General features: G+C 63.5%; 16 protein-coding genes. 8 read left to right on the plus strand and 8 right to left on the minus strand.

Translation table 11 applies throughout. The features are described 5' to 3' along the window. Position 1: 1 nt before the first annotated feature. Together ABZO33_RS02615 and ABZO33_RS02620 are read right to left on the minus strand one after the other, a co-directional pair. Positions 2–580: a hypothetical protein gene (locus tag ABZO33_RS02615; RefSeq protein ID WP_414534734.1), complete on the minus strand. Its 579-nt coding sequence runs from the start codon at positions 578–580 to the stop codon at positions 2–4. Continuing rightward, positions 546–1289: an SURF1 family protein gene (locus ABZO33_RS02620; RefSeq protein WP_414534735.1), complete on the minus strand. Its 744-nt coding sequence runs from the start codon at positions 1287–1289 to the stop codon at positions 546–548. Before ABZO33_RS02620 ends, ABZO33_RS02615 begins: the two co-directional genes overlap by 35 nt. Before the next feature lie 62 nt (positions 1290–1351). On the opposite strand from ABZO33_RS02620, the gene ABZO33_RS02625 reads away from it, so the two are divergent. Next, entirely contained in the window at positions 1352–1555 is a 204-nt protein-coding gene (locus tag ABZO33_RS02625; RefSeq protein ID WP_023628968.1) for a twin transmembrane helix small protein, read from the plus strand. A gap of 54 nt (positions 1556–1609) precedes the next feature. Here the strand turns inward: ABZO33_RS02625 and ABZO33_RS02630 are convergent, their stop codons facing one another. Genes ABZO33_RS02630 through coxB form a run of 4 tightly spaced genes read right to left on the minus strand, consistent with a single transcriptional unit; the run spans position 1610 to position 5842 of the window. Further along, positions 1610–2497 carry a cytochrome c oxidase subunit 3 gene (locus tag ABZO33_RS02630; protein WP_031314487.1) on the minus strand — a complete coding sequence of 296 codons (888 nt, stop codon included), beginning with the start codon at positions 2495–2497 and terminating at the stop codon, positions 1610–1612. Positions 2498–2513: 16 nt separating this feature from the next. Continuing rightward, positions 2514–3071, minus strand: a complete 558-nt coding sequence (locus tag ABZO33_RS02635; RefSeq protein WP_102683000.1) for a cytochrome c oxidase assembly protein — start codon at positions 3069–3071, stop codon at positions 2514–2516. 10 nt (positions 3072–3081) lie between these two features. After that, positions 3082–4671, minus strand: a complete 1590-nt coding sequence (gene ctaD / locus ABZO33_RS02640; RefSeq protein WP_414534736.1) for a cytochrome c oxidase subunit I — start codon at positions 4669–4671, stop codon at positions 3082–3084. A 43-nt stretch (positions 4672–4714) separates the two neighbouring features. Beyond that, positions 4715–5842 (minus strand): cytochrome c oxidase subunit II, encoded by a 1128-nt coding sequence (coxB, locus tag ABZO33_RS02645; protein WP_023628964.1) that lies wholly within the window; start codon positions 5840–5842, stop codon positions 4715–4717. A 381-nt stretch (positions 5843–6223) separates the two neighbouring features. Here coxB and ABZO33_RS02650 point away from each other — a divergent pair, with 381 nt between their 5' ends. Then, positions 6224–6865 carry a hypothetical protein gene (locus ABZO33_RS02650; RefSeq protein WP_414534737.1) on the plus strand — a complete coding sequence of 214 codons (642 nt, stop codon included), beginning with the start codon at positions 6224–6226 and terminating at the stop codon, positions 6863–6865. A 94-nt stretch (positions 6866–6959) separates the two neighbouring features. Here the strand turns inward: ABZO33_RS02650 and ABZO33_RS02655 are convergent, their stop codons facing one another. Beyond that, positions 6960–8495 carry a SulP family inorganic anion transporter gene (locus tag ABZO33_RS02655; protein WP_414534738.1) on the minus strand — a complete coding sequence of 512 codons (1536 nt, stop codon included), beginning with the start codon at positions 8493–8495 and terminating at the stop codon, positions 6960–6962. Positions 8496–8682: 187 nt separating this feature from the next. Further along, positions 8683–9402: a carbonic anhydrase gene (locus ABZO33_RS02660; protein ID WP_414534739.1), complete on the minus strand. Its 720-nt coding sequence runs from the start codon at positions 9400–9402 to the stop codon at positions 8683–8685. A gap of 441 nt (positions 9403–9843) precedes the next feature. On the opposite strand from ABZO33_RS02660, the gene ABZO33_RS02665 reads away from it, so the two are divergent. The 6 genes from ABZO33_RS02665 (at position 9844) to ABZO33_RS02690 (ending at position 23025) form a co-directional block, all read left to right on the plus strand. Then, positions 9844–11259: a TolC family outer membrane protein gene (locus ABZO33_RS02665; protein WP_414534740.1), complete on the plus strand. Its 1416-nt coding sequence runs from the start codon at positions 9844–9846 to the stop codon at positions 11257–11259. 120 nt (positions 11260–11379) lie between these two features. Beyond that, positions 11380–13506 (plus strand): type I secretion system permease/ATPase, encoded by a 2127-nt coding sequence (locus ABZO33_RS02670; RefSeq protein ID WP_414534741.1) that lies wholly within the window; start codon positions 11380–11382, stop codon positions 13504–13506. A 31-nt stretch (positions 13507–13537) separates the two neighbouring features. Then, entirely contained in the window at positions 13538–14953 is a 1416-nt protein-coding gene (locus tag ABZO33_RS02675; protein WP_414534742.1) for an HlyD family type I secretion periplasmic adaptor subunit, read from the plus strand. Between the two features lie 25 nt (positions 14954–14978). Beyond that, positions 14979–15497, plus strand: coding sequence for a DUF5625 family protein (locus ABZO33_RS02680; RefSeq protein WP_414534743.1), 519 nt, complete (start codon positions 14979–14981; stop codon positions 15495–15497). 56 nt (positions 15498–15553) lie between these two features. Continuing rightward, a complete protein-coding gene (locus ABZO33_RS02685) occupies positions 15554–16072 on the plus strand; it encodes a DUF5625 family protein (protein ID WP_414534744.1) in 519 nt (172 codons plus the stop codon). Between the two features lie 788 nt (positions 16073–16860). Further along, positions 16861–23025, plus strand: a complete 6165-nt coding sequence (locus ABZO33_RS02690) for a S8 family serine peptidase (protein WP_414534885.1) — start codon at positions 16861–16863, stop codon at positions 23023–23025. Positions 23026–23030 lie beyond the last annotated feature (5 nt).

Raw genomic sequence — 23030 nt, forward strand, 5'->3', positions numbered from 1 at the left:
CCTAGCCGATGTTGGACAGCTTGAGCAGGTGACGCAGGTCGTCCAGCACATGCTTGCCCTTGACCTTGGCGTCGTAGCGCAGCACCAGGTTGCCGTGGGGGTCGACGATCCACAGTTGCGGGGCTGTGTCACCGACCTTCTGGATATAGCGCTGGGCGTCCAGCGGGTAGCGTTGCAACTGCGGGTACTCACGGCCCAGCAGTGCCTGGTAGTCGGCGGCCAGCGGCTGGGCCGCCGCCAGGGCATGGCTGGCGCGGCTGGCATCGCGACCCAGGCCGACCTGGATCTGCCGGGCCAGGTACACCAGTTGCTGACACTCCTCGGCACAGGCGCCCGGGGCGCTGACCAGCAGCTGCCAACGCTCGTCCTGGGCATCGATGCCGATATCGGCCCGGCCTTCGCCATTGCCGATCATCACACCGTGATAGCTGCGCCCCTCCGGTACCCAGAACTTGAGCTTGTACATGCTGGTGGCGAGGATCATCGGCCCGAGCACGACGAACAGGATCAACAGCAGTTGCAGGCGCCCGCGGGGCTTGCGGCGGTCAGGCACGTCCAGTGGACTCGTGGCGGCGGCCATGGCGGTTCTCCTTGTCGTTGTGATGCCAGCCGAAATACAGGTAGAGCAGAACCAGCGCGCTGGCCAGGGCGAACCACTGCACGGCATAGCCCTGGTGTTTTTCCGGGCCCATGGCGACCACCGGCCAATCCAGGCGGTAGGCGCCAGGGCCTGGCTGCAGGCGTAGTTCCTGGGCAAAGCCCTCACGGCCCAGCTGCCGCCAGAGGCCGGCCGGGTCGATCGCCGTCAGCAGTTGCGGCCACTGGTCGTCGGGGTTGTCCGGATGCAGTTGGAAGGTCTTGCCCGGCGGCACGTACACCGTGGCGTCCAGCGCCAGCGCCTGGCCCGGCGTATCGAAGCGCACCGGCACGCGACGGTCGGGCCACGGCAGCCAGCCACGATTGACCAGCAACCACAGGCCGCTGGCCTGGTCGTGGAAGGGCTGCAACAGCTCGACACCGGCCTTGCCGTCACGCATCTGGTTGTCCAGCAGCAGGCTATGAGCAGCGTCGAACCGGCCATACAGGTGCACGGGGTAGAACGCAGGGTCCGGCAGCTGGCGCAACCGGTCAGCAGTGACCGACGCCTCGATCTGGCGCTCGGTGTAGGTGGCCAGCAGATCACGCTTTTCGTCGGCGCGCCGCAGTTGCCAGCAGCCGAGCGCGATCAACCCCGGCAGCAGCGCAAGCACCACCAGGGTCGGTATCAGGCCTGGGCGAAACGGCTTCACCAGGGCCTCGTGAGGTCGAGCGCTATACTTGTATCCATCACCGCATCCCCCGGAGTTTCGCCATGCTCAAGGCCGCAATTGTCCTGATGCTGCTGGCCACCATTGCCAGCCTGTTCAGTGGCCTGGTGTTCCTGGTCAAGGACGACGACCAGTCGACCCGCCTGCTCAAGGCCCTTACCGTGCGCGTCGCCCTCGCCACCCTGACCATCGCCCTGGTGGCCTGGGGCCTGATCAGTGGGCAACTGGTATCGCACGCCCCCTTCTGAATTCACGCCATCCCTGTAGGAGCGGCTTCAGCCGCGATCACCTGCAAAGCCGCACTACAGGACATACACAAAGATGAACAGCCCCACCCACACCACATCGACGAAGTGCCAGTACCAGCTCGCCGCCTCGAAACCGAAGTGCTTGTCCGGTTCGAAATGCCCGCGCAGCACCCGGCAGAACATCACGAACAGGATCAGCGTGCCCAAGGTCACGTGCGCACCGTGGAACCCGGTAAGCATGAAGAACGTCGCGCCGTAGATGCCCGAGCCCAGGGTCAGCCCGAGTTTGTTGTAGGCCTCGTGGTACTCGTAGGCCTGCAGGGCGAGGAACGCCAGCCCCAGCAGGATCGTCAGCCCCAGCCACAGCTTCAGCGTGCCACGGTGCCCCTTGCGCAGGGCGTGGTGGGCGATGGTCACGGTCACACTGGAGCTCACCAGCAGGATGGTGTTGATCAGCGGCAGGTGCCACGGATCGATAACCTCCTTGGGTGGCGGGAACAGTTTCGGGTCCGGCGTGTGCAGCAGCGGCCAGACGAACTCGAAGTTGGGCCAGAGCATGTGCGTCACGCCCTTGGCCCCATCGCCCCCCAACCACGGCCCGGCCAGCACCCGCACATAGAACAGCGCGCCGAAGAAGGCCAGGAAGAACATCACCTCGGAGAAGATGAACCAGCTCATGCCCCAGCGGAACGAGCGATCCATCTGCGCGCTGTAGAGCCCGGCGTGGCTTTCCTTGACCACCGCGCCGAACCAGCCGAACAGCATGTAGGCCAGGAACAGCGCACCGACGAAGAAGATCAGCGGCCCGTGGGACTCCGGGTGGCCGGCCTTGAGGTCGTTGAACCAGGTGCCGAGCCCGAACACGGTGATGAACATGCCGATCGTGGCAATGATCGGCCACTTGCTCTGCGCCGGTACGTAGTAATGCTCGTGGCTTGCCATGTTGTATCTCCTTCCCTCAACGGGCGCCCTCGGTCGCGGCTTGGGCGACCGGGGGGTGGCGAGCGGTGATGTCGAACAGGGTGTAGGCCAGGGTCAGGTGCTTCACCGACTCCGGCAGGTCGCGGTCGACGATGAAGCGCACCGGCATCTCGATGCGCTCGCCCGGCTGCAGGACCTGCTGGGTGAAACAGAAGCACTCGGTCTTGTGGAAGTACGCCGCGGCCTCGGCGGGGGTGATGCTGGGGATGGCCTGGGCGCTCATGGGCTGGTTGGTCGGGTTGCGGGCCACGAAGATCATCTGGTTCACCGCCCCCGGATTGACCTCGATCTGGTCGGCAGTGGAGTGGAACTCCCAGCTCATGTCGCCGGCATTGGTCGACATGAACTGCACCCGCACCGAACGCGTAGGGTCGCTGACCTGAGTGCCCGCGTACTGCCCGCCAGTCTTGCCGTTGATGCCGAAGGCCTTGCACATCACGTCGTAGATCGGCACCAGGGCAAAGCCGAAGGCGAACATCACCACGGTGAGCATCAGCAGGCGGCTGACCAGGCGTTTGAGCGACAAGCCGTCCATGGGCGGGCTCCTACTTCACTTCCGGCGGGGTCTGGAAGGTGTGATAAGGCGCTGGGGAAGGGATCGACCACTCCAGCCCCTCGGCGCCGTCCCAGGGTTTGGCCGCTGCCGGCGCGCCACCGCGGATGCACTTGATGACGATGAACAGGAAGAAGATCTGCGTGGCACCAAACATGAAGGCGCCGATCGACGAGACCATGTTGAAGTCGGCGAACTGCAGGTTGTAGTCCGGGATCCGTCGCGGCATGCCGGCCAGGCCGACGAAATGCATGGGGAAGAAGGCCAGGTTCATGCCGACGAACGACAGCCAGAAGTGCAGCTTGCCCAGGGTTTCGTCATACATGTGCCCGGTCCATTTCGGCAGCCAGTAGTAAGCCGAGGCAAATATGCCGAAGATCGCCCCGGGCACCAGCACGTAGTGGAAGTGCGCCACCACGAAGTAGGTGTCGTGGTACTGGAAGTCCGCAGGCGCGATGGCCAGCATCAGCCCGGAGAAGCCGCCGATGGTGAACAGGATGACGAAGGCGATGGCGAACAGCATCGGCGTCTCGAAGGTCAGCGAGCCTTCCCACATGGTGCTGACCCAGTTGAACACCTTCACCCCGGTGGGCACGGCGATCAGCATGGTCGCGTACATGAAGAACAGTTCGCCCACCACCGGAATGCCGACCACGAACATGTGGTGGGCCCAGACGATGAACGACAGGAAGGCGATCGCCCCGGTGGCGTAGACCATCGAGGTGTAGCCGAACAGCGGCTTGCGCGAGAACGCCGGGATGATCGAGCTGACCGCGCCGAAGGCCGGCAGGATCATGATGTACACCTCGGGGTGGCCGAAGAACCAGAACACATGCTGGAACAACACCGGGTCGCCACCGCCGGCGGCGCTGAAGAAGCTGGTGCCGAAATGGATATCCATCAGCATCATGGTCACCACGCCGGCCAGCACCGGCATCACCGCGATCAGCAGGAACGCAGTGATCAGCCAGGTCCAGACGAACAGCGGCATCTTCATCAGGGTCATGCCGGGGGCGCGCAGGTTGAGGATGGTGGCGATCACGTTGATCGCGCCCATGATCGAGCTGATGCCCATCAGGTGGATGGCGAAGATGAAGAAGGTCACGCTGGCCGGGGCGTAGGTGGTCGATAACGGGGCATAGAAGGTCCAGCCGAAGTTCGGCCCGCCACCGGGGCTGAACAGCGTCGAGACCAGCAGCAGAAAGGCCGCCGGCAGCAGCCAGAAGCTGAAGTTGTTCATCCGCGGCAGGGCCATGTCTGGCGCGCCGATCATCAGCGGGATCATCCAGTTGGCCAGGCCGACGAAGGCCGGCATTACCGCGCCGAACACCATGATCAGCCCGTGCATGGTGGTCATCTGGTTGAAGAACGCCGGCTCCACGATCTGCAGGCCGGGCTGGAACAGCTCGGCGCGGATCACCATGGCGAACGAGCCGCCGAGCAGGAACATGCTGAAGGCGAACCACAGGTACATCGTGCCGATGTCCTTGTGGTTGGTGGTCAGCACCCAGCGCATCAGGCCCTTGGCCGGGCCGTGGGCGTGTTCATGACCGTGGGCGTGGTCGTCGATCACTGCACTCATGTCCTGTCTCCTGCAATCCACTGACTGCCGCGGCTAGCCCGGCTCATTGCGCTTCGGCCTGCTTGAGCGCCAGCACGTCCTTCGGCGTGACCATGTCGCCCTTGTTGTTGCCCCAGGCGTTGCGCTCGTAGGTGACCACGGCGGCGATATCGACTTCCGAGAGCTGCTTGCCGAATGCCGCCATGGCGGTGCCCGGCTTGCCGTGGAAGACGATGCCCAGGTGCGCTTCCTTGGGCCCGGTGGCGATCTTCGAGCCCTTGAGCGCCGGGAACATCGGCGGCAGGCCCTGGCCCTCGGCCTGGTGACAGGCTACGCAGGTGGTGTGGTAGACCTTGTCGCCACGCGCCACCAGCTCTTCAAGAGTCCATTCCTTGCTGGTCAGCTCCTTGAGCTTGGCCGCCTCGGCCTTGCGCTCGCCGAGCCAGGTGTCGTAGTCGGCCTTGGATTTCACCTCGACCACCACCGGCATGAAGCCGTGGTCCTTGCCGCACAGTTCGGTGCACTGGCCACGGTAGATCCCGGGCTTCTCGACCCGGGTCCAGGCCTCGTTGACGAAGCCGGGGATGGCATCACGCTTGACTGCGAAGGCCGGCACCCACCAGGAGTGGATGACGTCGGCGGCGGTCACCAGGAAGCGCACCTTGGCGCCCACCGGCAGCACCAGCGGCTGGTCGACTTCGAGCAGGTAGTGCTCGTCCTTCGGTGAATTGTTGTGGATCTGCTCGGCGGGGGTGGCCAGGTTGCTGAAGAACTCGACGTCCTGGCCCAGGTACTTGTAGTGCCACTTCCACTGGTAACCGGTGACCTGGATATCGATGTCCGAGTCGCTGGCGTCGTAGATGTCGATCAGGGTCTTGGTGGCCGGGATGGCCATGGCCACGAGGATCAGGAAGGGCACGACGGTCCAGAGGATCTCGACCCAGGTGTGCTCGTGGAAGTGCGCGGCCTGCTGCCCGGTGGAACGGCGGTGGACGACCATCGACCAGAACATCGCGCCGAACACCACGATGCCGATGATCACGCAGATCCAGAAGATGGTCATGTGCAGGTCGAACACCGCGTGGGAGACTTCCGTCGCCCCGGGCGCCATGTTCACCGTCCATGCTGCCTGTGCCTGACCAAACAATGACCACAGCAACAGGCCCATCCAGACATGTGGATGTCGCATCATTGCGGGTTCCCCTTATCGTTCTTGTAGTCCCGGAGGCGTGGACGACCTGCTACGACAAAGGGGGGAACGGTGGCCAAGACTGCCTGGCTTCGACGACCGAGCCCCCTGCTTAAGGCAGTCGGGCCTCATCAACGAATCACGTTTCAAGCGGAGTATAGACACCGACCAATGGGGCGCAACGCGGGGACTGAAATGATCTTCACGTAACCAAACGTTTGCGCTGAAAGCCGCATGGATACTGGGCCGGGACACAATAATGGCACATTGATATAGCCAATTTCCTACACGCGCCTAAGAGATATAACAAATGCGTCTTAGCGATTCTCGTAAGCAAGCTAACTTAGTGTCTTCCGTTTGTAACGCCTTGTCCCTGGAGTTGTCATGAACATCGCTGCTGTACGCGAGCAGATCGAAAACGCCCATCAACATGAGAGCCGCACAGGCCAACTGAAAAACCGCCTCGAACTGCAACTGCCACACCTGCATCCATCGATCCAACTACCCCAGCAGGATGCCCAGGGTACCTTGGCGCGCTTTGTCGGCGCCTACATCAACGAGGTTCCAGAACTGCTCGAAGCCGCGCACACCGTGGCGCTCGAGGCCGGCATCGAATCGCAGATCAAACCGGTACTGAAGATTGCCGAAGCCTACTTCCTGCAGCCGCCGAGCGTGATGGCCGGGCAGGTCGGGCTGGATTGCCTGTTGGACGAGGCCTACCTGGCGCATCGCCTGGTCGAGGAGGTCAACGACCTGTATATCCGCCATTTCCAGCAGCCGCTGATTCCGGTCGATACCACGGTCGCCAACCTGATCGCCCACCAGCTGATCGGCGAGACCTTCGCCAACCAGCTGGATGAGGTGGTGCATCACTCAGTGGACGAGATGCTCGATGACGAGAGCTTTGCCGTGGAGTCAGTGGAGCGCTATCGCGACAAGCTGTCGAACCCGGAAACCGGAGAGGCCTGGAAACGCTGGCCATGCCTGTCGCGCCAGCTGGGCGTGGAGTTGAGCCAGTCGGCCTGAGTTGACCTGATCCGACCCAGTCGTGGCAAGTCCGCCCCCACGAACTCGATCGTGGGAGCGGGCTTGCCCCGCGATCGGCCGCTACAGACTGGCCCTAAGCGCCAACCCCCGCCGTAGTCCGCAACCGTCCCTCGACCCGCCGCTTCAGACGCCGCTGCTCCAGTACCAGCAGCGAGCCCTTGGCCGCGCCACTGCGCCCCCAATCCTCCAGCAGTTCCAGGCAGGAATGGTCGATATAGCTCAGGTTGCCCAGCGGCACATGCAACGTCGTCCCCTCCGGCACGGTATCCAGTACCTGGGTCAGCGCCGGCACCTTGAGGAAAGTCGCCGCACCACTCAGACGCAGTTCCATGTGCCCCGGCGTGCCCGACGCCACCAGGTTGATCTTCAACCGCGCCGCCTTCAGCGCCAGCTTCAGCAGGGTCAAGGCAAAGCCCAGCAGCACGCCGGTCAACAGATCGGTGAAGATGATCGCCAGTGCAGTCGCCGCATAGGTGAACATCGGCATCCGCCCATAGCGGCCCAGGCCACGGAATGCCTTGAAATCGACCAGCTTCACGCCGGTATAGACCAGCACCCCAGCCAGGCTGGCCACCGGGATCTGCTGCAGCACGCTGCTCAGCACCACCACAAAGGCCAATAACCAGAACCCATGGAAGATCGCCGAGGCCCGTGTCTGGGCGCCGGCCTGGACGTTGGCCGAACTGCGCACGATGACACCGGTCATCGGCAGCGCACCAAGCACCCCACAGAGCATGTTGCCGATACCCTGGGCCGACAGCTCACGGTCGAAGTCCGATCGCTGGCCGCTGTGCATGCGGTCGACGGCGGCGGCGGACAGCAAGGTCTCGGCGCTGGCGATGAAGGCCAGGGCGAAGGCTGCCACCAGCAGGGTCGGGTCGGCCAGCTTGAGCAGGTCGTCCGGGCGCAGCCAGTCGATGGCTTCGGAAAGATCGGCGGGCACCTGCACACGGTTGACCGGCAGCGCCAGCCACAGGCTGACGGCTGTCATCGCCGCCACCCCGAGCAGGGCGCCGGGAATGAAGCGCAGGCGTTGCGGGCGCAGGCGCTCCCAGCCCCACATGATGGCGATGGTGCCCAGGCCCAGCGCACCGGCCTGCCAACCGGCACCTGCGCTTTCCAACGGCAGGGCCGAAGCCAGCGTCGCCGGGAAGCCCAGCAAGTTATCCACACCCGAAGGCTGTGGCGCCGTATCGAACATCACATGCACCTGGGACAGCACGATCAGCACGCCGATCCCGGCAAGCATGCCGTACACCACCGCCGGCGCCGTAACCCGGAACCAGCAGCCCAGGCGCAGGCGCCCGGCCAGCAGTTGCAGCAGGCCGGCCAGCAACAGGATTGGCCCGAGCATGGCCACGCCATGCTGGCGCACCAGCTCGAACACCAGCACCGCCAAGCCCGCCGCCGGCCCGCTGACCTGCAACGGCGAACCCGCCAGGAAACCCACGACGATGCCGCCGACGATCCCGGTGATCAGTCCCTTCGCAGGGGGCATGCCCGAGGCGATGGCAATACCCATGCACAACGGCAGGGCCACCAGAAAGACCACCACCGAAGCCAGCAACTCACGCGGCAGGGCCGCCTTTATCTGTGTCATGTTCACCATGTAGCTCCTTTTCGATTCACGGCCATTCCGCTGGCCGCTAGCACGGGGAACCCTGAATGACGCGCAGGCGCGGGCCGCCAGCGGATCTGCCGGCAAGGCATTCAGGGAGATTCAAGGCAGGCGAAGGCCGCGCCGCACCCATCGGGTGCAGCCGGCAATCAAGGCTTGTTCAGCGTGTTGGGGTCGCTTAGTAGCGGCCTCTCGGTGTGGCAGAAGGGATCGACTCGCCTGCGGTCAGCGGCAGGAAGCGGTCGCTGGCGGCATCGTAGGCTTCGATCTGGCTGGTTTCGATGTCGTAGATCCAGCCATGGATGTGCAACTGACCGGCCGCCAGGCGCGACGCGACCGACGGGTGTGTGCGCAGGTGGTGCAGCTGGGCGATGACGTTTTCCTTGGTCAGCAGTTGCATGCTTTCGTGCTCGCTGCCGCAGGAGCAGTTGTCCTCGATCACGGTCCGCGCTACCTCGGCGTGGCGCAGCCAGGCGGAAACGGTCGGCATCTTGTCCAGCGAATGCGGGTTGAGCACCGCACGCATGGCGCCACAGTCGGAGTGGCCACAGATGATGATGTGGTGCACGCCCAGCGCCAGCACGGCGTACTCGATGGCACTGGATACACCGCCGTTCATCTGCCCGTAGGGCGGCACCACGTTGCCGACGTTGCGGGTGACGAACAGGTCGCCCGGCGAGCTCTGGGTGATCAGCTCAGGGACGATGCGCGAATCGGCGCAGGTAATGAACATGGCACGCGGCTTCTGCGCGGTGGCCAGTTTCTTGAACAGCTCTTGCTGCTCGGGGAAGACTTCAGTGTGGAACCGCAGGAAGCCGTCGACGATATGCTTGAGGGCGGCATCGGCGCTTTCGGCGGGTGCGGCCGGGACAACCTTGGATGGGTCCTTGACGGGCATGATTCATCCTCTTGACGGTTTGAAAGTGAATTCCATGTTACCGGGGAAAGATTGGGGTGACGCGGGGATTTAGATGACACGCACGGGTAACTAATCACAGTCATTGCTGACTCATGTCTCACGCTAGCGTAGGAAACTTAACTGAAACTTAATTGCGCAGGCTCTAGAACGGGCGTTCTGGATAGGCGGGGAGAGCACTGGATAATAGCAAAAAAGCATCAGATGCCAAGCATCATGAGTGAAATTACAGGGTTGTTTTAGTTGCGCTGATGCAGCGCACAGGGTGACAGCAGCCTCTACGCGTGGCGAATGTCGTCAGAAAGCCAACAAAACGCTCTAGTACGCGCTTTCTGACAACATTCATGTCGCTCTTCCGATTTTTTGCAGGCACTTAGCCAGTATAGGATGCGCGTCCTTCGTCACCGCCAGACACGGACCGTCATGCGCCGCCGCACTACCTTGATCCACACCACCTTCCTGGCAAGCCTGTGCATGTGCACGCCATTGCTTGCCGAGCCGCAACGCGCCGAACTGCTGCAGGTCTATCAGCACGCCGTCGAACAGGATGCGCGCCTGAGCGCCGCCCGCCACGAGTTCCAAGCCCTCAGCGAACGCGTACCGCAAGCACGGGCGGGGCTGCTGCCAACCCTCAATGCCGGCGCCACCTTCGAAAGCACCCGCATGCAGCGCGACGAGCCCGCGCTCACCCGTACCCGCAGCGGCATGGTCTACCAAGCCAACCTCAACCAACCGCTGCTGCGCCTGGACCGCTGGTACGCCCTCAAGGCCGCCGAGGCCGGCACGGCACAAGCGGGCCTGGACCTCGCCGCAAAGGAACAGTCGCTCATCCTGCAAACCGCAGAGGCCTATTTCGATACCCTGCGCGCGCTCGATGCGCTGGCCGCGGCCAAGGCCGAAGCCAAGGCGCTCAAGCGCCAGCAGGAACAGGCCCAGGGACGTCTGGCCAACGGCGCCTCCAGCATCACCGATGTGCTCGATGCCCAGGCGGCCTACGACAACGCCAGCGCCAACCGTCAACTGGCGCAACGCAAGGTCGATGATGCCTTCGAGGCCCTGTATCGCCTCACCCGCCAGGACTATGCGCAGATCGCCGGCATCGCCCACCAACTGCCGGTGCAGCCGCCAGTGCCCAACGATGCCAGCACCTGGGTAGATCAGGCGGTGCAGAGCAACCTCAGCCTGCTCTCCAGCGGGCACGCCGTTGATGCCGCCGTGCAGGCCAGTCGCCAACGCAAGGCCGGACATGCTCCCACCCTGGATGCCGTCGCTTCCTATCGCAAGGGCGACAACGACCGTTTCGGCTACAGCAACCCGACCGACTTCGGCCGCAACGGCTACCGCGACGACATTGCCCAGGGCACCTTGGGTCTGGAGCTGAACATTCCACTGTACGCAGGCGGATTGACCAGCTCGCAGGCCCGTGAGGCAGGGGAACGCCTGGCGCAGAGCGAAGACGAACACGAAGACCGCCGCCGCGAAGTGGTGTTGCAGACCCGCAACCTGCACCGGGCGGTCAACGCCGACGTGGAGCAGGTCCAGGCCCGCCAGCAAAGCATCCGCTCCAGCCAGGCCTCGTTGAAGGCCAACCAGGTTGGCCGGGCAATCGGCTCACGCAACACCGCCGATGTGCTCAATGCCGAACGCCAGTTGTACCGTGCCGTGCGCGAATACAACGACGCCCGCTACGACTACATCATCGACTCGCTGAAGCTCAAGCAGGCCGCCGGCAGCCTGGCCCCCCAAGACCTGCTCGAACTGTCCCACTACCTGAGCCGGGACTACGACCCGGACCGCGACTTCCTGCCGCCAGCGGCCAGGCGGCCCATCGCCAGTTAAACACTCGAATGAAATATCAATCATTTGATGATGGCAAGATGATTACAAAATTTTGCAAACTTCGCTAACCTATTGAAATAGTTAGCTTTATCAGGCCGAGTAGGCCTGCATGGACGCGTTATGAGTGAACACCAAACAGGCACCCCGGACACCGGACTGATCTGCCTGCTGATGCTGGCCCGTTTCCACAACGTGGCAGCCTCCGGCGAACAGCTGGCCCACGAACTCACCGATGGCCAGCAAGCCTTCGCCACCGCGCAACTGCTGCTCGCTGCGCGCAAGCTCGGCCTCAAGGCAAAACGCGTCGAGACCCGCCCCGAGCGTCTGGCGCAGACACCTCTACCGGCGATCGCCGCTGATCGCGAGGGCGGCTTCTTCATCATCGCCCGCATGGACCATGGCAAGGTGCTGATCCAGGATCCTCGTGCCGAGCGGCCCGAAGTCATCGACCTGGCCACCCTTGAGCAACGCTGGAGCGGCGAATTGCTGCTGGTACGCAGCGAAGCACTGGCCCCCGGCGAGTCCTCGCGCTTCGACTTCACCTGGTTCATCCCGGCCATCGTCAAGCACCGCAAGCTGCTCGGTGAAGTGACCCTGGTGTCATTCGTGCTGCAGATCTTCGCCCTGCTCACGCCACTGTTCTTCCAGGTGGTGATGGACAAGGTTCTGGTGCACCACGGCCTGACCACACTGGACGTGATCGCCATCGGCCTGCTGGGCATCATGCTGTTCGAGTCGGCCCTGAGCGGCCTGCGCAGCTTCGTCTTCGCCCATACCGCCAGCCGTATCGACGTCGAACTGGGCTCGCGGCTGTTCCACCACCTGATCCACCTGCCGCTGGCCTACTTCCAGGCGCGTCGGGTCGGTGACTCGGTGGCGCGGGTGCGCGAGCTGGAAAACATCCGCAACTTCCTCACCGGCAATGCCATCACCCTGGTGATGGACGTGCTGTTCTCGGTGGTGTTCATTGCCGTGATGTTCTACTACAGCGGCTGGCTGACCCTGGTGGTGGTGACTTCGCTACCGCTGTACGCGCTGGTGTCGCTGCTGATTACCCCGGTGCTGCGCCAGCGCCTGCAGGACAGCTTCAACCGCGGCGCCGAGAACCAGGCGTTCCTGGTCGAGACGGTCAACGGCATCGACACCCTCAAGTCGATGGCCGTCGAGCCACAGGTCCTGCGGCGCTGGGACAATCAGCTGGCGGCTTATGTCGCTGCCGGCTTCAAGACCCAGACCTGGTCGACCCTGGCCAACGAAAGCGTCGGTCTGATCGGCAAGCTGGTGACCGTCGCCACTCTCTGGCTCGGCGCGCGCCTGGTGATCGATGGCCAGCTCACGGTCGGCGAGCTGATCGCCTTCAACATGCTGGCTGGGCGCGTGGCCCAGCCGATCATGCGCCTGGCCCAGCTGTGGACCAGCTTCCAGCAGACCGGCGTGTCGGTGCAGCGCCTGGGCGACATCCTCAACACCCGCACCGAGCTTGCCAGCTCGGCACGCAGCGCCTTGCCGCCCCTGCAAGGCCGCATCGAGTTCGACCAGGTGCATTTCCGCTACCGCGCCGACGGCTCGGAGATCCTGCGCGGGGTCAGCCTGTGCATCGAACCTGGCGAAGTGATCGGCGTGGTCGGGCGCTCCGGCTCCGGCAAGAGCACCCTGACCCGACTGCTGCAACGACTCTATGTGCCCGAGCGCGGGCGGGTGCTGGTTGACGGCATGGACCTGGCCCTGGCCGATGCCTCCTCGCTGCGCCGACAGATCGGTGTGGTGCAACAGGACAACCTGCTGTTCAACCGCAGCATCCGCGAGAACATCGCCCTGGCCGACCCCGGCACCCCGCTGGAAACCGTCATGCAGGCCGCCCGCCTGGCCGGTGCCCACGACTTCATCCTCGAACTCGCCGAAGGCTACGACACGATGGTGGGTGAGCACGGCGCTTCGCTCTCGGGCGGGCAACGCCAACGCATCGCCATTGCCCGGGCGCTGATCGGCGACCCGCGCATCCTGATCTTCGACGAAGCCACCAGCGCGCTGGACTACGAGTCCGAACGCATCATCCAGCAGAACATGCGCTCGATCTGCCAGGGGCGCACGGTGATCATCATCGCCCACCGCCTGTCCGCCGTGCGCAATGCCAACCGCATCGTCGTGGTCGACCGCGGCCAGATCGTCGAACAAGGCAGCCACGCCGAACTGCTCGCGCACCAGGCCGGGCACTACGCCAGGCTGCACCGCCTGCAACAGGGCTGATCCTCTCACCACCCCATACCAAGGAGAGGCCATGTCCGCCTATTCCAGCCTCTGGCAGCGCTACCGCGAGGCCTGGCAGCACGCCTGGCGTCAGCGCAAAGCGCTCGATGCGCCCGTGCGCGCCACCCATGAAGTCGAGTTCCTGCCGGCCGCCATGGCCCTGCAGGAGCGCCCGCCCCATCCGGCGCCACGGGTGTTCACCTGGACCATAATGGGCTTTGCTGCTCTGGCCCTGCTGTGGGCCTGCCTAGGGCAGGTCGAAGTGGTCGCGGTAGCCTCGGGCAAGGTCGTGCCGAGCGGCCGAAGCAAGCTGGTGCAGCCCAGCGAAACGGCGGTGGTCAAGGCCATCCATGTCAGCGACGGTCAGCGGGTGAGAGCCGGCGAGCTATTGCTGGAGCTCGATCCCACCACCGCCGACGCCGATGTACGTCGCAGCGAAAGCGAACTGCTGGCCGCGCACATTGACGTGGCGCGCAGCAGCGCGATGCTCCAGGCCATTGCCAGCGGCCAGCCACCGCAGGGGCTGCAAGGCGACATCGAGCATGCCGACGCGCAGCAGGTGCAGGACGCAGAACGCTGGCTGCAGGGGCAGTACCAGGAATACCGCAACAGCCTCGACCAGGTCGATGCCGAGATCCAGCAGCGCGGCGCCGAGATCCAGGCCGCCCAGGTGCAGGTGGCGAGCCTGCGCAAGACCCTGCCGATTGCCACCCAGCTGGCCCGGGACTACCAGAACCTGCTGGAGCAGCAGTACGTGGCCCGCCACGAATACCTCGACAAGGAACAGGCCCGCCTCGACCTGGAGCGCCAGTTGCAGGTGCAGCAAGCCAGCGTGCTGCAATCGACCGCCGCACAGTCCGAGGCCCGTCGCCGCCGCGAAGGCGTGGTGGCCCAGGCCCGGCGCAGCCTGCTCGACCTGCAGCAGACCGCCGGGCAGAAAGTCGCCAGCCTGCGCCAGGAACTGGCCAAGGCGCGCTACCAGGAAGCCCGCACCCAACTGCTGGCCCCGGTCGACGGCACCGTCCAGCAATTGGCGGTGCACACCGTCGGTGGCGTGGTCACCCCGGCCCAGGCCTTGATGGTCATCGTGCCCGGTGACCAGCCCGGGGAAGTCGAGGCACTGCTGGAGAACAAGGACGTCGGCTTCGTTCAGGTCGGGCAGGCGGTGACGGTCAAGGTCGAGACCTTCACCTACACCCGCTACGGCACCGTGCAGGGCGAAGTGCTGAGCGTGTCGCGCGACGCCATCGAGGATGAACGCCGCGGGCTGGTGTACAGCAGCCGCATTCGCCTGGCCAGCGACCACCTGCAGGTCAACGGCCAAGCCGTCGCGCTGACGCCGGGCATGGCAGTGAGTGCCGAGATCAAGACCGATCAGCGGACGGTGATCGATTATTTCCTGAGTCCGTTGCAACAGCATGCGCAAGAGAGTTTGCGGGAACGGTGATGAGTAGAAGGGGAAGGCACAAAGAATGATACCGAATATTAGCAGCCAAAATATCGCAATCCACAAATGGCTTTTAATTATCCTTTGCTTTTATCTGGGCGCGTGCTCCAACCCTGTAAACATCGTAAAGCCTCTGCATGTATCACGAGCAAATCAAATTGCTAGCGCGCAATTTACCGTGAACAAGCCAGGCAACTATAGATTTGCAGTGCTCTTTGTAAAGGGTAACACACAGGACATCATAGAGGCGCAAAAGAAGACCTGGGGCAATATTGACGAAACGGGTGTTCCGATCCATCTGGAGCTTCGAATATTGAAAGGCAACACACCTGTAGTCGATGAAATATTGGAAACCACGAGGGTTGATTGGGGTCAGTCATTTTACTACCAAGACCGCGAACTCAACACTGCCGTGCGCCTCATAAAAATACAGGAACTCATGCCAGGCGAATATACCGTAAGTATTCGCACTTTGTATGACCTTGAGGCATTCAGACCTATCGAAAGCCTTGTAGAGTTTAGCTATTACAACCCCAAGCATTGAGCAGGAAGCCGCCAGAGCCGTTCTTCCCATCACACAAAGCCACTCGATAACCCAAGATGAATAAAACCCAACACCACGGACAAAAGCTACTGCAAAAATGGCTATTGATCACGATGCTTTTTTGTCTGAGCGCATGCTCAGAACCTGTAGTTATCAGACAACCCCTAGATGTGTCCAAGGCAAATCAGACCGCCACCGCTCAGTTCACAGTGAAAAACACCGGAACCTATCGCTTCGCGCTTATGTTTGTTACAGGCAGCACATTTGATGTGCTTGAGCAGCAATTTGCGATTTTTGGCGATATCCATGAAGAGGGTGTACCTATCGATATGCGTCTGCGAGTACTTCGCGATGGCGTTTCCATACTTGATCAAGATGTGAGGACGGTGGGGACATATTGGGGGGAAGTATTCATTCGCGATGAACGAAGACTAAATACCGCCGTACGGCTTATTCGGATTCTTGAGCTTTCACCTGGGAGCTACACCATAGAGGCCCGCACCACAAGTGATGTGGAATCATTCAGAGGCATCGAAAGCTACGTAGAGTTTAGCTATTACAACCCTAAGCACTGACGCATTAACAACGAGGAAGAAAAGTGACAACAGAAAGGAACTTCAGTGTAACTTATAAAGTCGCAGAGATTGGCGCGGAGTACGAGTACCAAGCCGACAAGAACGCCCACAAGGCGGGAGACACTCACTCGTCCATAGGTGGACATATGTGGTACTCCTTGAGTGATGGTGTTAATCCCGCAACCAGTTATGGATTCGAATCAAAATACGACGAAGCACGTGGCGTAGGACAGGTATCAAGATTTGACGATGCAGGTTATAAAGAAACTGTATTTGAAGTCAGTGTCAAACTCACGGAAGACCAGTACAACAAGCTAAAAGCCTTTTCAAAGAACCCCGAGGTCAGTGGTTTCGATGCGACTCGTTATCGGCTACTCACCAATAGCTGTGTAGACTTCGTCTATGCGTCATTAAAAGCCGTCGGCTACAACGACAAAGGTTTCGAAGGCAACCTTCTGCCGCAGGAAAACATTGATTCGGTCCAGAAGCTCCTGCATACCCACGGCGGCCAGATCATCCGCGACAACCTGACCCGTCACGGTGAATACTACGAGGCCAAGGACGGCCAGCAGTGCCTGTGGCTTGGCGCCGGTGACATCCGCAACGCGCCGCAGGCCTCCGGCCTGATCAACATCGACATCAACCCCTCCCCGCAACCCCAGCAGCACATCCAGGGCGAGAGCAAAGCCCAGCAGGACGTCGCCAACGGCTACATCCAGAACTCGGCCACCCATGGCATCTATGCCCTTGGCGGCATCCTCAGCAAAACCGACTTCACCTCCACACAAATGGCCAGCCTCGCCTCGGGCGGTATTCGCCCAGGTGAAATGCAACTTGACCCCAATGCTCGCCCCAATACCTACCTGTCGCAGTTCTACTCGACGCCGAACGCGACCAAACCGGATTTCAGCCTGCGCAGCGCGGCAACCCTGAACGGCCTGTCGGCAATGTCGACCTTCAACACCTACGTCGACCCGCTGCTGCTGGACCTGACCGGCAATGGCGTACGCATGACCGACCTGCGTGACGGGGTGCTGTTCGACACCGACCACAGTGGCACCCTCAAGCGCAGCGGCTGGGCTGACCGTAACACCGGCATGCTGGTGATCGACGATGGCAGCGGCCAGATCAAGGACGTCAGCCAGATGTTCTCCGAATACTACGGCGGCAAAGCCGGAGTTAACGGTGCAGCGGGCGAGCGGCGTTTCAAGGACGGTTTCGCCGCGCTGGCCAGTGAAGATGGCAACGGCGATGGTGTGATCGACCAGAGCGATCCGATCTGGAGCAAGTTGCGAATCTGGGTTGATGGCAGCCACGATGCCAAGGTCGACGGTGGCGAGCTCAAGACCCTCGCCGAGCTGGGCATCACCCAGATCAACGTGCGTCCAGCCTCGAGCGCCCCACAGACTCGCGACGGCAACAAGGTGCTGGCCAGCGGTTCGTTCACCCTCAACGGCAAACAGCAGGAAATGCTGGCGGTGGACTTCCTCGGCGACCCGGTCAGCAACACCGTGGCCAGCCAAGGTAGCGGTACCCGAGTCATCTCGACCACCAGCGGCAGCAACAGCCGAACCACCAGCGCCTTTGCCAGCCAGAGCAGTGTCGGGGAAACCCTGGACGCGGCCGTGCTGGGGGTGAACAACTTGTACGGTGGCAGCGGCGACGACACGCTGATCGCCGCGCCTTCCGGCAGCTGGCTGGTTGGCGGCGCAGGCAGCAACACCTACAACGGCGGTGCGGGCGACGATGTGTTCGTGGTCAGCGCCTCGGACAATCCGGCCAATATCCACGGCAACGGTGGCCACGACACGGCGATAGTGGTCGGCGACAAGGGCGTGGAACTGAACATGGCCAAGGCCGGCCTGACCATCGCCCAGGGTGGCGATGGCAACGACAAGCTGGTCAGCGGTGGCCACGCCAGCGTCTTCATCAAAGGCGGCACCGGCAATTCGGTGCTGGTGGGCGGTGGCGGTAACGACGTGCTGGTCGGCGGCAGTGGCCACAACACCATCATCGGCGGCAGTGGCAAAGCGGTTATCTACGCCGGCCCACAGGGTGACACCATCTATGCCGCCGAAGGCGGCAGCATCATTCACGCCGGTGGCGGCGCCGACCGGATCTTCGGCGGCGCGGGCAATGACGTGATCGAAGTGGGCCATGGCAATGCCGTGATCGACGGCGACGGCGGGGTCAACCTGGTCACGCTGCACGGCAACCACGGCGAATACCGCGTCACCCGTACCGCAAGTGGCTACGAGGTAGCCGACAAGGTCGCCGGACGCGACGGTACCGTGACTCTGAAGAACATTCAGAAACTGAACTTCTCGGATATCTCGGCCGTCGATCTGCAGACCCCCAACGCTATGCCGGTGGCCGACGTGCTCAGCCTCGACAAGGAGGGCAGGGCCTTCGACCGCAGCCGCACCCACCTGGTCGCCGCCGCCAGCCTGCTGGCCAACGACCTGCTGCTCAATAGCCAGGGCGGCCTGCGCATCGACAACGTCGGCGATGCCACCGGTGGCTCGGTCAGCCTCACCGCCCAGGGCGATGTGCTGTTCACCCCACTGGCCGGCTACACCGGCATGATGGGCTTCAAGTACGGCATCGTCGACGCCCAGGGCAACAAGTCGGCCTCGGTGGTCGACCTGGGCAGCGGCCAGACCGCACCCATGCGCGCCAGCGTGACCCTGCTCGACGCCGGCATGCCAAACGACCCGCTGGCCGCGCAGCAGTGGTACCTGAGCGACACCAACGTGCTGCCGGTATGGCAGGACTACACCGGCAAGGGCGTGCGTATCGCCATGTTCGAGCCGGGCGGCGAGTTCGCCACGGCGCCGGAAATCTTCGACATCCAGCACCCGGACCTGGCCGCCAACGTCGACCAGGCCTGGCTCAAGACCCAGCGTGACAAGGGCGTGCTTCCAGAGCTGGCCTCCAACCACGCGACCATGGTCGCCGGGGTGATGGTGGCCGGGCGCAACGACAAGGGCGGCGTGGGCGTGGCCTATGACGCCAAGCTCAGCGGCTTCTACCTGGCCAACAAGGGCGATGACCTGACCGGCCTGGGCAACATGGTCAGCTACGACGTCGCCAACCACAGCTGGGGCTTCCAGAACGACTTCGCCATCGGCAACCTGCAAAACGGCGCCATCGACACCGCCAGCGCCCTGGCGGCCAACGCTCGCTATGCCGCACACAACGGCCGCGGCGGCCTGGGCACGGTGATCGTCACCGCTGGCGGCAACCAGCGCGCCAAGGGCGGCAGCGCCCAGGGTTCGCTGACCAACAACAACCGCTTCTCGATCGAGGTCGGGGCGATCAACGCCCAGGGCGACCTGTCGACCCTGCAGATCGGCTCGACGCCGTTCTCCAACCCCGGTGCCAGCCTGCTGATCTCGGCCCCCGGCAGCAACGTGCTGTCCACCAGTCGCCTGGTAGAGACCGAGCGCGGCTCGACCTTCGGCAACGACTACACGAGCATGCAGGGCACCAGCTTCGCCGCGCCGATCGTCTCCGGCGTGGCCGCGCTGATGCTCGAGGCCAACCCCAACCTCGGCTACCGCGACGTGCAGCAGATCCTTGCGCTGTCGGCCCGCCGGGTCAACGACAGTGCCACCCGCTGGGACGACAACGGTGCGCGCAACTGGAACGGCGGCGGTATGCACACCAGCCACGACTATGGTTTCGGCGAAGTGGACGCCCGCGCAGCGGTACGCCTGGCCGAGAGCTGGATGACCCGCAACACTGGCGCCGACGAAAGCGTGTTCAGTGCCAGCAGTGGCGCCTTGGGCAAGACCCTGGCCGGTGGCGGCAGCCTGAGCACCTCGCTGCAGATGGATGCCGGGCTGAACGTCGAGCACGTGGAGATCGACCTGGACGCCAGCGTCGGCCGCCTCGGCGACCTGACCGTCACCCTGGTCTCGCCCGATGGCACCCGCAGCATCCTGCTCGACCGCACCGGCAAAGTGCCGCAGGGGATGGCCGGCGCCAGCGACGCCGACATGGGCAGCACGCGCTCCGGGGCCTTCAAGTACAGTTTCATGAGCACCCGCGACTGGGGCGAACGCTCGGCCGGCACCTGGACCCTCGAGGTCAAGGATGCCAGCAACGGCCAGCCGGTGACCCTCAACAACTGGGCCCTGCGCCTGTATGGCAGCAAGGCCGGCGCGGACGACACCTACTTCTACACCGACGAGTACCTCAAGGCGGTGCAGGGCCAGGCCAGCCGTGGCGTGCTGGATGACGCCGGCAACGGCACCGCAGGCGGGCGCAACACCCTCAACGCCGCGGCGGTCAGCGGCGATGTCCAGGTCAACCTGGCCACCGGCGTGGCCAGCATCGGCGGCGCGGCGCTGACCTTGCGCAACCCGAACGGCGTGCACAACCTCATCAGCGGTGACGGCAACGACACCTTGGTGGCCGGCAACGCCGATGCCCTGCTCGACGGTGGCCGAGGCAACAACAGCCTGACCGGCGGTAGCGGCAAGGACTTCTTCGTGGTCCATCGCCGCGAGGGCGGCCAGGACACCGTGCACCGCTTCGAAGCGGCGAAAGGGGAGGTCATCGACCTGGTCGGTTTCACCGGCAAGACCTTCGCCGACCTGACCCTGCAGCAGCAGGGCGCGGATGTCCGCGTCGACCTGGGCAACCGCCAGCACATCCTGCTGAGCGGTCAGTCGCTGGGCAACATCGGCGCGGCGAACTTCCAGTTCCAGGACCGCTTCGTCGCCCCGGCCAACTATGTCGACAGCAGCCGACCAAACATGGACACCGGCGCCGTCGCCGGCACCGTGGTGCTCAACGGCGGTGGCGAGGGCGTAAGCTTCAGCAGTGGCGCCGACGGCCAACTGGTCGCCGCGCTGGCCGGCAAGGTGTACAGCCACGACAGCGCCACCTCGGACCGCTTCGTCATCAGCCACCAGCTCAATGCCAGTGACTACCACAATGCCTTGCGCGGCTTCCGTCATGGCATCGACAAGATCGACCTGAGCCAGGTCGGCGTCACCCGTTTCGAAGAGCTGAGCATCGTCCAGAAGAACCGCGGCACCATCAACGGCCTGTCGCAGATCCATGGCGTGGAACTGAACACCAGCGTGCTGCGTGGTGCCGGCCAGCCGGTCAACCTGGCCTACCTCGACGCCATCGAAGTGGCCCAGCTCGATGCCAACGACTTCATCTTCGCCAGCGCCCACCTGCCGGTGGAAACCGGCCAACCCGCGCTGCCGCCAACCCGCCTGCCGGGGATCGACCTGTCGCTGCCGGACCGGGTCAAGCCCATCGAGATCCCCGACCGGCTCACGCCGATCATCGAGCGGCCTGATATCAAGATTCCCGACGTCCGGGTTCCGGACTTCAGCATTCCGGATCACCGGATCCCGGACCTGACCGACCTGCTCAATCGCGGCACGGACGACTGGCGCAAGCGCTTCGATGACCATCCGAGCGTACCGACCCGGCCTGTCGAGATTCCTGACATCCGGCCAACGCCCATCGAGATCCCGGAGATCAGAATCCCTGACCGACCAGCGGTCGACCTGCGCCCAAGCACCGATATCGACTCGATCTTCGAAGAAGCGAGGCGCCGGCGCGAGCAGATCATGGCGGAAAGCGACCGCCGCATGGAGGAGGTGCGCAAGCGCCTCGATGACCATCCGAGCGTACCGACCCGGCCTGTCGAGATCCCTGACATCCGGCCAACAGTCATCGACCACCGCGACTTCGAGGTCAAGGTGCCGGACATCGACACAAACAGCGATTTCAAGCGGCCCGTGGCCAATACCACGCCAGCCCAGGCCTACCAACTGATCGCTGCGGGCCAGGCCTGGAGCGCCGGTTCACTGGGCGGGCTGTTCGGTCAGGACTTGAAGGAGCAGGCACCCGTCTACCAGGTCAGCCTGGCCGACGGCTCGCCGCTGCCAGCCTGGATGAACTTCGACTCGGCTCAGGCGTCGTTGGCAGGGACCCCTCAACCCGGTCTCGCCGGCACCTTCGACATCAAGGTCAATGCCGGCAGCGAAGCCAACGCCGTGCTGCACCTGATGGTCCAGCCGACGGTGTTGACCGTGCCGACGTTCGACAGCGTCACCCTGGCCGACGACCAGTACGCAGTGAACCTGAGCAACTCGTTCACCAAGGTCACCGCCAACGGCGGTCGTCATCTGGCGCTGCTCGGCAGCGGAGCCACGGCCACCCTGCTGGGCAAGGACGACCAGCAGGTCTTCGCCACTGGCTCGCGGGCCGAGGTAACGCTGGGTGATGGCAACAACACGGTCAAGGGCGGGGTCGACAAGCTGGTAGCAGGCCATGGCAACAACCTCATCGAAAGCACCGGCTCGTCCTCCAACTTCACGCTGGGCGATGGCCGCAACACCGTCAAGGGCAAGCTCGACAAGCTGGTGGCCGGCAACGGCGACAACCAAGTCGAAAGTTCGGGCTCGTTCGCCGAGATCACCCTGGGCAATGGCGGCAACACGGTCAAGGGCGAGTTCCGCAAACTGGTGGTCGGCGATGGCGACAACCGTATCGAGACGTCTTCTTCGTTCGCCAACATCAAGCTGGGCAAAGGCCACAACAACGTCATGGTCGACGGCAACATGGCCGACGTGGAAGTTGGTGAAGGCCACACCGAGGTTGCATTCCGGGGCTCCATGAGCAACCTGCACTTCGGCAAGCCCGTACTGCCCGAACAGCTGTGGTTCCAGCACCAGGGCGATGACCTGCTGATCAGCCGCATCGGCAGTGGGCAGCAGGTCACCCTGCATGACTGGTACGCCAGCTCGCCTGCCCGGGTGCGCGACATCGTTGCCGGCAACGGGCAGCACCTGTCGGACCGCAATGTCGAGCAACTGGTCCAGGCCATGGCGGCGTTCGCGCCGCCCGGTGCGGCTGCCACCAGCTTTGACGCGGCGCAGGCGCAAGCCTTGCAACCGGTGCTCGCCGCCAACTGGCGCTAACGCCT

Origin of the sequence: Pseudomonas sp. CAM1A (assembly GCF_047501685.1) — a bacterium.
In the GTDB taxonomy this organism is placed as follows: domain Bacteria; phylum Pseudomonadota; class Gammaproteobacteria; order Pseudomonadales; family Pseudomonadaceae; genus Aquipseudomonas.